Source organism: Bradyrhizobium viridifuturi, from assembly GCF_001238275.1.
In the GTDB taxonomy this organism is placed as follows: Bacteria; Pseudomonadota; Alphaproteobacteria; order Rhizobiales; family Xanthobacteraceae; genus Bradyrhizobium; species Bradyrhizobium viridifuturi.
The window spans coordinates 266862-279930 of the sequence record NZ_LGTB01000003.1 but is presented as its reverse complement, the minus strand read 5'-3'; the positions used below and the strand labels follow the sequence as shown (position 1 = coordinate 279930).

Here is a 13069-nt window from a genome sequence, read left to right as displayed (position 1 = left end):
TCACTCGGTGTAGCCATATCGTCCATAATGCGAGTTGTAATAGTAGTTCTTGCCGCCATAGCCGCTGTAGCGGCTCATCGCGGCGATATCGGCCTTGTTGAGCACGACGCCGAGCAGGTTCTCGTTGACCGCCCGCGCACTGCGCAGCGCGCGCTCGACCACCTGCACCTGGGTCTTGCCCCACTCCACGATGAAGACGAAGGAATCGACGAAGTGCGCGGTGATGCGGACATCGACCACCGGCGTGAGCGGGGGGAAATCGACGATCACGTAATCATAATGGCCGCGGACGGCGTCGATGAAATCCTTCATCTGGTCGGAGGCCAGCACCTCATGCGAATGCGCGATGCGCGAGCGCGTGGCGCCCGGCAGGAAGGCAAGGCCAGTCTCCGGATCGCGCCACAGCGTGTCCTGCAAGGTCGCATTGTTCGACAGTACGTCGAGAATCCCGCGCTCGGCGTTGGCGGCGATCTTGCGGCTGAGCGAGGGATTGCGCAGGTCGCAATCGACCAGCAGCACGCGCGACCCGCTCTGGGCGACCAGTTGCGCGAACACGAAAGCCAGCGTCGACTTGCCCTCGTTGGGCAGCGCCGAGGTCAGGCCAAGGATCTTCGACGGCTTGGTGACATTGAGGTCGGCATTGACCTTGATCGAGCGGATCGCTTCCGAGAAGCGCGAGAACGGCGCATCGATCGCCGCCCACAGCACCGGCTCGTCGCCGCGCCGGATCGTGCGCGGACCGACCGGCAGGTTGGGACGGCCGGCTGCCGGTGCCTTGAGCTGGCCCGGCGAGACGCGGGGAACGATCGCGACACAGTCGGCGTCGAGGATCGTCTCGACCATTTCAGCGGTACGGAACACCCGGTCATAAAGGTCGCGCAACACGCCGAGCCCGAGCCCGGCGATCAGACCGCCCAGCGCCGAGAGCGCCAGCACAACCAGGGTCTGCGGGTGGCTCTTGCCGAGCGGACGCGAGGCGCGGGTGATCACCCGCGCCTCGCTGACCGGAAACGACTGCTGCTGCACGTTTTCCATGTAGCGTTGCAGGAAATTGTCGTAGAGCGAGCGATAGGTCTGCGCCGAGCTCTCAAGCTCGCGCAGCGTGACCTGCGCCTGGTTGGTGGATTGCGATTGCGACACCGAATCGTTCACGGCGCGCTCGATCTCGTTCTGGCGCTGCAGGGCGATCGCATAGTCGCTCTTGTAGCTCTCGGCGAGCCGCTTCAATTCGTCGATGATTGACGACTGGATCTCGCGCATCTGGTTGCGCAGATTGACGGCGGCAAGATGATTGTAGCCATAGCGCGACGACCAGTCGGCCTCGCGATTGGCCAGCTCGAGATATTGCGAGCGCAGCTTGGTGATGACCTGGTTGTTCAGGGTATCGGCAACCGTGGCGTCGGGGACGCCGCCCTTCACCACCGCCTCGATGCGGTCGAGCCTGGCCTTGGCGTCGGTGACCTGAGACTTCACATGGACCAGCTGGGTGTTGAGCTCGCCGAGCTGCTGCTCATTGAGCAGCTTGCCGCTGGAGGTGACGATGTTGTTGGTCTTCTTGTAGTCGAGCACCGCGCGCTCGGCATTGGAGGCCTGCGTGCGCAGCTCCTTGATGCGGTCTTGCAGCCAGGCGCTGGCGCGGCGCGTTGCCTGATATTTGGAGTCGAGCTGGTCGACGATATAGGCGTCGGCCACGGCGTTGGCGATCTGCGCCGCGCGCTCCGGATCGAGCGAGCGGAAGCTGACCTCGATCACATAGGTCATGCCGCGGCGGCGGACGTCGAGCTGCTTCTGGAAGGTGCGCACCGCACGCCGGGTCCGGTCGAATTCGTTGGGCGGCGCGCGGCCGGCGAAAAGACCGGACACGAAATCCAGCACCGCTCCCGCCGCGCCGGCCCTGGAGCCGATGAATTCCGGATCCTCGTTGAGCTTGAGGTCGCGGATCACCGCGAGCGCGACGTTCTCCGACTTCAGGATTTCGACCTGGCTCTCGACCGCGGAGGAATCCACCGGAACGTCATTCGCCGGCGATTGCTGCTGGAAGGCCTGGAATTTGCGCGTGTCGATGATCATCGTGGCAAGCGCGGTATAGCTCGGCGCCGCCGTCATCAGGTAGCAGATGCCGCCGAACAAGCAGAGCCCGGCCGTGCCGAGGATCACCCAATATTGCCGGAGCAGATAGGTGACGAAGGCGTCGAAGGTTTCCGCCAGCGACGGCAGCTCGGCCGGCCGATTTCTCAGATCGACTGACGGCGGAATCTGGTTGCGCTGAAGCATCTCGTCCTATCGCCGCGCCGGCAGGTTGGTGCCTGCCCGCGCGCCCTCCAATGGCATCGGGTAGCCTCCCGCCGCCGACATCGAAGTGCATCGCTGCAGAGAGTTCTCCATCGGCGATCGGAAGCCCGCTCAGGGAGTGACGGTTGAGATCAGCGTGGTGCCGGTCGGCCCGTTGCCGGACGACGAGACCGACGATGTGAAACTGAAAATGCCGGTATTCACGCTATTGCCGCCGATCGCCTCGAGCGCGCTGCCTCCCGCGCCGTTAGCGCCAAGCGCGCTGGTCTGGCCGCCGGATGCACCAGCGCTGCCCGCGCCGCCGGCGCCGGTCGCAGCGGTGCCGGTATCTCCCGACGCTGCGGCAAATGCCATCACCGTGTCGAGGTCCTTGGTGTCGGCGATCGCCTGCTGGATACGCGTCGCATAGGTTTGGTTGCTGCGCACCACGATACGCGCGGCCTGGGCGAGACCGGCGGCGATCGCCGTCTTCTGGTCCTTGCTTGCCTTGGCAAGCAGCGCAATCAGGGGATCAAGCGCCGTCGGATCGCTGAGAGCGAAGTCGCGCGCCCGCGAGGTCAATTCCACGCCCGCGTTCGGAAATTGGGTCAGCAACTGCTCTGGATTGGCCTTGAAATTCGTCACCGCCTGGGGGAGCTGGATCAGCCCGCCAGGCGTTTGTCCGATCACGGCGCCGCCCGGCGCCGCGAGTGCCAACATCACCAAGACCGCAAGGCGCGGAGCGGAAAAACCGCCGGATCGCTCAAATGTGAACACCTCTATCTCCCTAACGAATACTAACAGTTCGTTAGCATAGTCAGAGTTATCGCGCCAATTAAAACCCCTGCCCGGCCGCGGCCCGCGCGCCGCGCGAATAATCAACGTTAACCGGCCGCCCCGGCTGTAACACCGGCGTCACGGACGCCGCCGCCCCTGCCGGAACGGAAGGATTGCGACAACCCGGCCCCGAGCAAGGCAGCGATAACAACGGCGTAGCCCGTGATCTGGAGCGAGAAATCGATCATCGAATGCAGCGTGCCGGCACCCGACGCGCAGAGCGCCACGAGCGGGACGATGACGTCGCGACGCCGGGTCCGCACCCCATGCGCGAGCACGCCGAAGGCCGCGAACAGCGCGATCATGGCGGCGCCGGCCATTAACATTCCGCCGTCAGACGCCAGCTCGAGCCAGCTGTTGTGCGCCCGGTTCCAGGTCCCGCGCAGCGAAATGTCGTCGGTGCGATAGGCCGGATAGACCCATTCGAAGGACCCGATACCATCGCCCAGCCAGGGATGATCCCAGATCATCCGCAACGTCGCGCGATAGGTCGAGAACCGTCCCTCATCCGACAGGCCCATCGTGCTGAAGCGTGCGCCGACGCCGCCGCCGAGCAGTTGCAGCAGGGCGAGTGCGACCAGGCTGCCGATGCCGAGCGCCGCGATCAGGCCGTAGCGGCGCGGCATCCGCTTGCGAAACAGGATCGCGGCCGCGACGACCGCGGCGAGCAGCGAGATCCCGACCCCGCCGCGCGATCCGGTCAGGAACATCGCGAGCAGACAAGTGAGCCAGCCGAACGCAAGGCCGGCAAGCCGGCGCCGTGCCGGCATGTCGAGCCGGGCGAACAGCCGTGACAGGCCGGATCGGTGCGACGGCCAATGCCGCTCGATCAGCTCGCAGCCGAACAACAGCCAGATCAGTGCGCAGCAGCCATAATAAATGCCCGCCGTGTTGCGGTTGACGAAGGGAGAGGTCAGCCACTCCAGATGCGCCTGCTTCTCGTGCAGCAAATAGATCCGGGTCGGATCGATCGCGAACGTGACAATGCCGCAGATCGCATAGGCGAGGCCCGCGAGCGCCACTGCCCGCAATAACCCGCGCGCCAACATGCGATTGGCGCCGAGCACGACGCCGATCGCAAAGGCGAGCAGACAGACGATCGCAACGCCGGCGGAATAGAACGGCAGATTGGTTGCGATCGTCACGACGGGCGGCAGAACGGCGGGCAGCAATTTTCCCGCCTCCGCCCACAGCGCGTTCGGCGCCGCGCCGAGCCACGGCCGCAGCGCCGATTGCTCGTGCAGCACCAGCACGGCGAGCGCCGTCAAGAGCGCCGTCACTGCGAGGATCGCGAGCTGGCTGCCACGCAGACGCACCGGCAGCACGCCGAGCAGCGCGATCCCGAGCAGGATCGACCAGATCGCGGGCGCAACGGCGCCGACCGAACCGAGCGGCAACGGCGCCAGCGCAACGACGGCGCAGAACAGCCACGATGACCAGCGCACCGGCCACGGCAATGCCGTCGCCTCGCCCGAGCCGGAAGGTGATCTTAGACGTGTCATGAAGCCGGCCGAGCCGGCTTACGCCCCAATATCAGGGCGCAAGCTTGATCGAATTACGAAGTAAGGTTGCGTTGTAGGCGGCCACGATCGGATCGTTCACCGTTGCGGTCACGAGGCGGATCTGCTGCATCAGCTTGGCGTCCTCGACGGATGCCGCATTCGACGCATAGAGCACGTCCTTGTTGCGCAACTGGAAACGCGTGGCCAGGAAATAGCCGGCCGGATCGCGGAAATTGATGTTGTAGACGACCGGGATGATCGGCCCTGAATATTTGCTGACGTCGATGCCGAGCTTGGCGGCGACTTCCGGCAACTCGCCGCGATAGACGAACACCGAGGCCGGGTCGGCCGAGGAATCGTTCAGGCCACCCGCCTTGGCGACCGCTTCGGCGAGCGAGATGCGCCAGGCTTCGAAATTGAATTGTCCCTGCGCGCCCGATGCACCGAAGGCAACGAAGGTCTGCGGCTCGCGGTAGACATAGATGGTGTCGCCCGGATGCGCATAGATGTTGCTCTTGGGCTCGTAGACCAGCTGGCCGAACGGCACCGTCGTCCGCTTGCCGTCGCGCTCCAGCATCACCCAAGTGTCGAAACCCTGCCCTTTCGGGCCGCCGGCGCGCGTGATCGAATCGAGCACGCGTTCGCCCGCGGCGTTGGCGGGGAAGCGGTTCGGCGAATTGACCTCGCCGAGCACGGAGATCAGCGAGGTGCGCTGCTCAATCAGCGCGACAACCGCCTGCGGCTCGATCGCGCGGTTCTTCAGCGCGTCGACGATCGAGCGCTGCACCTCGGTCGGCGTGCGGTTCTTGGCACGGATCGCGCCGGCATAGGGCACCGAGATGTTGCCGTCGGTATCGACGTTCTGGTTCGGCAGCGTGATGTAGTTGCCGGGACGCACGCCGGCCTCGACCGGAATGAACAGACCGCCGGCGGCGGCCTCGAAGATCGTGACGCTGACGACGTCGCCGATGCCGAAGTGAATATCTTTCGGCGGCGGGCCCTGAATGCCGCCGGCGAGCTGCGGCGCGAACGACGCCAGCACGTTCTCGACCTGCGGCGTGATCTTGACCATCGCGTAAGGCAGGCTTTCCGGGTCCTTCTGCCCGGCGACCACATCGGAGCTGGTCGGACCGTTGGTCGGCATATAATGGCAACCGCTGACCGAAACGGCGGCCGCAAGCAATATCATTATCCGAATGAAATTCGCACGCGACATTCAAATACTCCGGCCGTGCCGTAACATGCCGACTATCACAATCACAAGGTTCCGCGATATAATGCGGTACAATTGATAAATAATGTTAGCAAGGTGAGGCAATTCGGCGACACCGGCGCGATACCGTGATGCAAACGGCCCGTGCGGCATCACTCCGGCTTTGATTTCGCGTGATGTCCCAGTTATCGGTGAATGAGATGGTTTGAGTTTAACGATTGAGGGTTCGATGGCTCGCATGAAGCCACTGGCGATCGCGTTGAGAACCGTCGCCTTGCTGCTCGGCATTGGCAATTCGGGCGCTTTTGCCGCGGAATTGAGCATTTCTCCGACCCCGCGCGCGGTGCAGCGCGTCGGCGGTAACTGCCAGCGACTGCAATATTGTCATGGCGATGTCTGCCAGTGGAAGCGGGTGTGCTGGCACGGCTGTCCCGATCGTTACTCCTGCGCGCCGCTCTACGGCGCCTATGGCCCCTATGGCGGCCGTGACTATTGGGCGGCCTACAGCTACGGCGATCTGCGCCCATTCTGATTGTTAATCGACTAACATAACCACCCAGCCATTCGCGTGCCGGCCGATTTGCGACGGTCGGCTTAACCCAGGCTTAGGACCCGGCCCGCTATCATGCGGTTACAGGGTTTGGTTATGTTATTTGTTTTCCTTGGCAATTTGATCGGCGGTGTCGTTCTCGGGCTGCGCCAGCACTGCCTGGTGCTGGTGCCCGTCATGCTTGCGGAACTCACGCTGCTGGCCATCATCGCAGGCACGCGCCTTGTGTGGTCGGAGACGATGCTGCTCATGATCACCGCGATCGTATCGCTGCAAGGCGGATATCTCGCGAGCGCGCTCGCGCCGTTGTTCTGGTCCCGCTCCTCGACGCCGCTGCTGGCCTTGCGCCGTCCGCATTGACGCGGCACCACGCTTCCAATTCGGCGTGCCCGATTTCCATTGACCTCGCCGCGGGCCCGGGGCATCCCGCTGCCTTGCGTTCGCATCTTCCGCAGAACCCCACCTCAGGACTTGCCCCTCTCGTGTGGAACGTCACGGCATTCATCTGCATCCTGATCGGTACGTCGATTCCGCTGGGTCTGCTCGACGCCTCGCTCGCCATTGGCCTCGCCGGCACCACAACGTCGCTTGGGTTGCTGGCGAGCCTGATGGTGATCCGTCCAGGTGAACTGTCATTCCTGAAATCGGTCGCGGGGCCAGCCGTTGCAGTGGCGCTGATACCGATGCTCTGGATCATCATGCAGATGTTGCCACTGCCGTTCCTGGCGCATCCGGTGTGGAAATTCGCCGGTGAAACGCTGGGGATGCCGCTCAGCGGCAGCATCACGATCGATACCGGCGCAAGCCTCGGCGCGCTGCTGGTCTGGCTGTCACTGCTATCGGTCATGATATCAGCCTCGGCGATCGCGATCGATGCCCGCCGCGCCGACATGGTGGCCCGCAGCATCGCGGCAACGGCAACCGTCGCGGCTCTGATCCTGCTGCTGTACAGCGATCCGATCAAAACTTGGCTTGGTGCCGGCGACGTGGCGCGCGATCGGACCGCAAATGGCTTCCTGGTCGTCGTTCTCGTCGGCATTCCGCTTGGCCTGGCGCGCACGCTCGACACCGGTGGCCATGCCGATGGCCGCACGGCGGCGCCGCTCGCGCGACTGCGCTGGCTGTTCGCCGCCGGCGCACTGTTCGGCGCCGCCAGCGCCTGCTGGTACGGCCGTCGCGGTGCCGCAATCGCAATCGCAGCGGGCATCGCCCTCGTCCTGATGACCTTCGCCGCGCGAAAACTTCATCTGCACCGCTGGAGCAGCGCTGCTGCTGCCGCCGCGATCGCGCTGATCGCCCTGGCGACGGCGATTGCCAATCGCCACCCCGATGTGGCGTTTGCCATAGCCTTCGCCGATGCACCGGCGGAGTTCGTGCAATCGACCCACAATCTGCTCGCCGACCTGCCCGCGCTCGGCAGCGGCGCCGGGACCACCGCAATGCTGGCGTCGACCTACATGGACTGGCAAGGCGCAGCCACGCAGCCCGTGGTGGCGACCAGTGCCGCCGCCTTGATCGTCCAGTTCGGTTCCGCCATGTTCTGGACTCTACTCGCGGTTACGATCGTGGGCATCGCGGCGTTCACGGCCGGTGCGCGCAATCGCGGCCGCAACTGGTCTTATCCTGCGGCGGCCGCGGCCGTGCTGCTGACGCTGCTGCTCGCTGCCTTCACCTTGCCGGAATTGCCGGCGCTGCCCGGAGTGATCGTGTTGGGAGCCGTGATCGGAACAGGACTGGCGCAGCGGATCGGCCGTTCACGGTTGCAGGCGGGCTAGGCGGTACATGCGCAGCCTCCTCCAACGTATTGTCGGCCAGACCGGCGACCTCGAGCACGCGGGAGACGAGACCTGCATCTACGCGGTCGGCGATATCCACGGCCACGCCGACCTGCTGCACGAGATCTGCGCGCGCATCGATGCCGATATCCGCAAGTCACGGCCGGTGCGGCCGATCCAGGTGTTCCTTGGCGACTACATCGATCGCGGACCGGATTCGCGCGAGGTGATCGCGATGCTCGATCAACGCCGCCGCACCCGAAGCATGGTCTGTTTGCTCGGCAATCACGAGGCGTGCCTGCTGGAGTTTCTCGTCAATCCCGACATGCTGGCGCAGTGGCGGCAGTTCGGCGGCCTGCAAACGCTGATGTCCTATGGATTGACGCCCTCGTCGAATCCCGACGCGGAGGAACGCCGGGCGCTCGCGCGGGCGCTGGTTCGCCAGATGCCGCCGGCGCATCTTGCCTTCCTGCGCTCGCTGCCGATCTGTTATGTGCACAGCCGCTACTTCTTCGTGCATGCCGGCGTCCGGCCCGGCGTCGCGCTGAACCAGCAGCGCAGGGAAGACCTGCTCTGGATCCGCGACGACTTCCTGATGTCGGAAGATGATTTCGGCAAGGTCGTGGTCCACGGCCACACGCCGGTGCATGAGGCCGAGCTGCTGCACAACCGCATCAATGTCGACACCGGAGCCTATGCGACCGGCCGCCTGACCTGCGTCAAGCTCGAGGGCGCACGGCGAACGCTGCTGATGACCGGCAACCGGGCCGCGCGCCATGGATAGCACGATGGCTGACACGATATCCGACGCGTTCCGGCGATTCCCACGGCAGCTGTCGCCGGCCTTCGCGCCGGCCGCGGCCGCGATCGGCGCCGTGACGCTGGCGTTGTCGGCCTGGTGGCTCGCCGCCGATACATCGCGCGGCAAGCCGTCGCTCGCGGCCGGCATCGGCGTGATCAGAAGCGAGCTGTGGCTGCGTGACGGCTGGAGCGATTTGCAGACTTCGCCCGAGGCGGCCGAAGCCGCCTTCACGCGCGCGCTTCGGCTCTCGCCGATGGATGCCGGCGCCTGGTTCGGCCTCGCCTCGGCGACCGGGCGGTTCGATTGGCTGAACCCGACCGCATCGAAGGCGCTGAAGATGTCCTACTACACCGGCTTCAACCGCAGCGATCTGATCGCGCCGCGCCTGATCCTGCTGGCGCAGGTCGACACCACGCGCGATGTGGAGCTGGTCGACCTGCTGCAGCGGCAGATTCGCCTGATCCTCACCCGCGCGCCGGAGCTCAAAGGCGCGGTCGGCCAGGCCTATCGCGTGGCGACCGACGCCAACCGGCGCATCATCGAGGCGGAATTCAAGGACGCCAACCAGAGCCTTCCGGAATAAGGCGCGTCGGCACCCGGGCTGCCGTCGGATGCCTGGCCTGTCAGACACCCTTGTGCCGCAGCACCGCGCCGACCGTGCGCAGCAGGATCCGCAGGTCGAGCACGAAGCTCCAGCTCTTGATGTAGATCAGGTCGTGCGCTACGCGCAGCTGCATGTCCTCGATCGCGGGCGTCGCGCCGCGCAATCCCTGCACCTGGGCGAGGCCGGTGATGCCCGGCTTGACGTGCTGGCGCTGCGCATAGCTCGCGATCAGCTTCGAGTACTTGTCGTCATGGGCCAGCGCGTGCGGCCGCGGGCCGACCAGCGACATGTCGCCGCGCAGCACGTTCACCAGCTGCGGCAGCTCGTCGATGCTGCGGCGGCGCAGCGTCGCGCCGATCCCGGTCAGCCGTGAATCGTTCGGACGCGCCTGCACGATGACGTCGCCATCCTCGAGCACATGCATCGAGCGGAATTTCAGGATGGTAAACTGCTTGCCGTCGAACCCGTTGCGGCGTTGCCGGAATAGGATCGGGCCTTTGGAGTCGAGCTTGATCGCAATCGCGGTCCCGATCAGGAGCGGCGCGAACAGCACCAGCAGGCCGCTCGACGCCACGATGTCGAACAGCCGCTTGCCCGCACGCTCAACCGCGGTGAGCGGCGAGCGCTGCATTTCCAGCGTCGGTATCGGGCCGCTCGCCACCATCCGCAGCGCGAGGAATCTCTCCGCAGTTCGATCCGGCAGCAGCCGCACCGGCAGCGGCGACGCCCGCAATTGATCGCAGACGAACTGGATGCGCGGCTCCTGCTGCCAGGGCATCGCCAGGATGATCTCGTCGGCGCCGCACTCACGCGCGGCACGAATGGCTGACGCAACACCCGCGCGGTCGCCCGCGTCGTCGGACTGGCCCGACAGCTGAACCCGTCGCACCTCGCTGAGGCCGAAATCGCGCAGCAGGCTCGATTGCCGCACCCGTGACAATTCGTCCGCCAACCCGACCACGACGGCGCGGCGGGTCGCCAGCATGCCGCGGTCGATCGCACGTTGCAGCGGCGCCTGCAGCAGCATCCGTCCAGCCACCAGCCCGAGGCCGCCGATCAGGCCGAATGACATCACCGACCCGCGCGAGACGCCGGAGCCAACCTTCAGGAGGAAGATGATCAGTGTCATCAACAGGACGACCAGCAGCCACCCGCCGAGCAGGCTGCTCCAGCGCCGGTCGAGCCCGGCCATCACCTGTGCATTGTAGAGGCCCTGCGACTTCGCCACGAACATGTGAAGGATGGCGGCGAGGACCCCGATGCCTAGAAAACCCTCGAAGCTGTTGCTATAAACCGTGTGGTAGTAGAACAGGTGATAGGCCGCACCGCCAATGATGCTGGACAGCACGACGATGATCATCTCGAAAGCGACGGCAAACGCCTCGAGCGAAGCAAAAGCGAACGCGCCGACGTTAACCGGATCCTTCGCTAATCGAGCGTCCGACAGGTCGGTCATCGGGAATTAACATTCGTGTTAACAATTCATATGTGCATTATCAGTATCAGGCAGGCCGTGAGCTCGCAAGACCTGCCGGCAATATCAGGCAGAGAGCATCCATGAGTTCTTCGGCTGGCGAAACCGAGGCCGCGCTGGTGGCCCTCCTCCACTTGATCCGCCTGATGGGCGCGGAGCTGGTCGCCGGCCAGCACCGCGACGACGTCGAGGTACTGGTCAAGGCGGTCGAAACCAAGCTGCGATCGGCCCGCTTTCCGGCCGAAATGCCGAATCAGGACATTGTCAAAGGTCTGGACCTCGCTCAGGAGAGGCTACGTCCAATCCTCGAAGAGCTTCGCGCACGATCAGAGAAAGCGCATCTGAGCGACCAGCTGCTGCTGGCGCCCAGGCCCTCGCGTATCCATTAACGGATCAGCTTATCGTCAGCTCTGGACTTCACCCCGGCGGGGCAAGCCGTTCCCGCCGTTGGACCTGACCGCAAGCTTCTCCTCGATCTTCATTTTCTCGAGCAGCAGATCGGTCACGATCCGGCGCAGCCGTTCATTTTCCAGCCGCAATTCGTCAATACGGTTGTGGACGTGGGGGATCCCATCTCGATCATCGGTGCGAGCGGCGAGTTCGGTCACAGTACCATTCGCCGGATGGCCGCGCGCGGCCTCCTGCTTGCGCCAGCGGTGAAATGTCATCACGCTAACGCCCAGCACCTTGCACGCTTGGGCTTGTGACTGCCCCCGCGCCATGAGTTCCTCGGCCTGTTTGACCTTGGAAGTGATCTCCTCAGTAGAATGACGCCTCATTGGTCATCTCATTGCCCCCTAGATTAGCAATCATCGCATGGCCTATAAGCTATGTAAATGCAACAGGAAATTCAAATTGAGGATTTCCCGGGGGTCTTTCGGGAGCCTCAAACTTGCCGTCGGTAACGCTGCATTTTGCGAAGAAACGCCGAAGCTGCAAGGTATTTACCGAAATATATGAGCAATATTCCCGCGCCGAACCGGCCTCACAGGAAAAGTTATACGACTTTCTGCGTATGAGAATTTGATCTGGATAACTGGCGCACCGTTTGCATTCCTGAATGAGAAGCAAATGAGAACATCCAATCGGTCCCTCGACAGATTGTGAGTGCACCATGCCTCTCCGTGATAGTTACGCCGCCGTTCAAGCAGAAGTTTCACAAAATTCTAACAAATTAATCCCGCGACCTTCGCGTCCGGTAGCTTGCAGCCGCGCACGCGCGGCGGTAGTTACTAAGACGTTAGGTGTCATGAGAGTTTCAACATATTTGAGGATTATTTTCACGACACCTAACTCTCATAGCTCGATCCGCGAATTATCAATTAAGCGCTTTCCCACCCGAGACCATCAGGCGGAGCCACGACCGCCGGATAGTCTGCGAACTATTCTGTGCTGACGCTTGTCAGAGCCCGCCTCTGATCAACAGATTTTACGAGGATCGACACCATGGCGCGTCTCAAGGTCTTCGAGGGGAAGCAGTCCGCGTCCAGCGAGGCGACCGACGCCCTGGAACGGCTCGTCGCGGAGAATTCCGAGCTCCGGCATACCGCCGTCGAGTTGGTCCTGCAGACCTGGATCCTGCGCGAGCGCTTGTCCGACGTCGTGGCGCACAAACCGGTGCGGCAAGAGCACTGATACGCCCCCGCGCCCCTCGATGCAGACGCGTCGCGGAATCCGTCGGGCGGCCCGCGCAGCATAATCGGCAGGCGATCGACGCCTCAATCTTAAATTGAGTTGTCCGCGATCATGGACAAGCCACCACCCGCGCCGGACGGCGCGGAAGTGGCGGCAATTGCGTGGTGAGAAATTCGCGGACGGACGTCAGCGATGAACCCGGCGCAGCGCGGCGCGCGGGGTGGTCTGCTCACGCGATACACCGAACGAGCGGGACGCAACCGGGCGCTCGTGGATTTCACGCAGCTCAGCGATATCCAGCATCAGCGCAACGACCTCGTTGCGCAGCGATTGGTTGGTCGCGAGCAACGCCTCTTCGATCGGCTGATGCAAGTGTTGAATCTTGTGCTGCTTCATGGCGCGCCCT

General features: G+C 64.0%; 14 protein-coding genes. 7 read left to right on the top strand and 7 right to left on the bottom strand.

Annotated elements, in window-relative coordinates:
• From ALC15_RS04895 to ALC15_RS04880, 4 genes are all read right to left on the bottom strand, one after another.
• The gene (locus ALC15_RS04895; RefSeq protein ID WP_050626299.1) at window positions 1–2274 is read right to left on the bottom strand and encodes a polysaccharide biosynthesis tyrosine autokinase; all 2274 of its coding nucleotides are present in this window, start codon (window positions 2272–2274) and stop codon (window positions 1–3) included.
• Window positions 2275–2403: 129 nt separating this feature from the next.
• The gene (locus ALC15_RS04890; RefSeq protein ID WP_244485925.1) at window positions 2404–3153 is read right to left on the bottom strand and encodes a hypothetical protein; all 750 of its coding nucleotides are present in this window, start codon (window positions 3151–3153) and stop codon (window positions 2404–2406) included.
• Window positions 3154–3155: 2 nt separating this feature from the next.
• On the bottom strand, window positions 3156–4610 hold the full coding sequence (locus ALC15_RS04885; protein ID WP_094193672.1) for an O-antigen ligase family protein: 1455 nt from the start codon (window positions 4608–4610) through the stop codon (window positions 3156–3158).
• 31 nt (window positions 4611–4641) lie between these two features.
• Window positions 4642–5754, bottom strand: a complete 1113-nt coding sequence (locus ALC15_RS04880; RefSeq protein WP_094193671.1) for a polysaccharide biosynthesis/export family protein — start codon at window positions 5752–5754, stop codon at window positions 4642–4644.
• 298 nt (window positions 5755–6052) lie between these two features.
• On the opposite strand from ALC15_RS04880, the gene ALC15_RS04875 reads away from it, so the two are divergent.
• From ALC15_RS04875 to ALC15_RS04855, 5 genes are all read left to right on the top strand, one after another.
• Window positions 6053–6355 (top strand): hypothetical protein, encoded by a 303-nt coding sequence (locus ALC15_RS04875; RefSeq protein ID WP_128089433.1) that lies wholly within the window; start codon window positions 6053–6055, stop codon window positions 6353–6355.
• A 93-nt stretch (window positions 6356–6448) separates the two neighbouring features.
• A complete protein-coding gene (locus ALC15_RS04870) occupies window positions 6449–6733 on the top strand; it encodes a hypothetical protein (protein ID WP_128089432.1) in 285 nt (94 codons plus the stop codon).
• A gap of 74 nt (window positions 6734–6807) precedes the next feature.
• A complete protein-coding gene (locus ALC15_RS04865) occupies window positions 6808–8148 on the top strand; it encodes a hypothetical protein (RefSeq protein WP_210168578.1) in 1341 nt (446 codons plus the stop codon).
• Window positions 8149–8155: 7 nt separating this feature from the next.
• The gene (locus ALC15_RS04860) at window positions 8156–8932 is read left to right on the top strand and encodes a metallophosphoesterase family protein (protein WP_094193670.1); all 777 of its coding nucleotides are present in this window, start codon (window positions 8156–8158) and stop codon (window positions 8930–8932) included.
• Window positions 8933–8936: 4 nt separating this feature from the next.
• Window positions 8937–9533, top strand: coding sequence for a hypothetical protein (locus ALC15_RS04855; protein WP_050626292.1), 597 nt, complete (start codon window positions 8937–8939; stop codon window positions 9531–9533).
• A gap of 40 nt (window positions 9534–9573) precedes the next feature.
• Here the strand turns inward: ALC15_RS04855 and ALC15_RS04850 are convergent, their stop codons facing one another.
• Window positions 9574–11010, bottom strand: coding sequence for an undecaprenyl-phosphate glucose phosphotransferase (locus ALC15_RS04850; protein ID WP_050626291.1), 1437 nt, complete (start codon window positions 11008–11010; stop codon window positions 9574–9576).
• A 101-nt stretch (window positions 11011–11111) separates the two neighbouring features.
• On the opposite strand from ALC15_RS04850, the gene ALC15_RS04845 reads away from it, so the two are divergent.
• Window positions 11112–11417, top strand: coding sequence for a hypothetical protein (locus tag ALC15_RS04845; protein ID WP_050626290.1), 306 nt, complete (start codon window positions 11112–11114; stop codon window positions 11415–11417).
• Between the two features lie 15 nt (window positions 11418–11432).
• On the opposite strand, the gene ALC15_RS04840 is transcribed toward ALC15_RS04845, so the two are convergent.
• A complete protein-coding gene (locus ALC15_RS04840) occupies window positions 11433–11807 on the bottom strand; it encodes a helix-turn-helix domain-containing protein (RefSeq protein WP_050626289.1) in 375 nt (124 codons plus the stop codon).
• A gap of 667 nt (window positions 11808–12474) precedes the next feature.
• Here ALC15_RS04840 and ALC15_RS04835 point away from each other — a divergent pair.
• Window positions 12475–12663, top strand: a complete 189-nt coding sequence (locus ALC15_RS04835) for a hypothetical protein (RefSeq protein WP_050424306.1) — start codon at window positions 12475–12477, stop codon at window positions 12661–12663.
• Between the two features lie 186 nt (window positions 12664–12849).
• Here the strand turns inward: ALC15_RS04835 and ALC15_RS04830 are convergent, their stop codons facing one another.
• On the bottom strand, window positions 12850–13059 hold the full coding sequence (locus ALC15_RS04830) for a hypothetical protein (protein WP_050626288.1): 210 nt from the start codon (window positions 13057–13059) through the stop codon (window positions 12850–12852).
• Window positions 13060–13069: the final 10 nt, after the last annotated feature.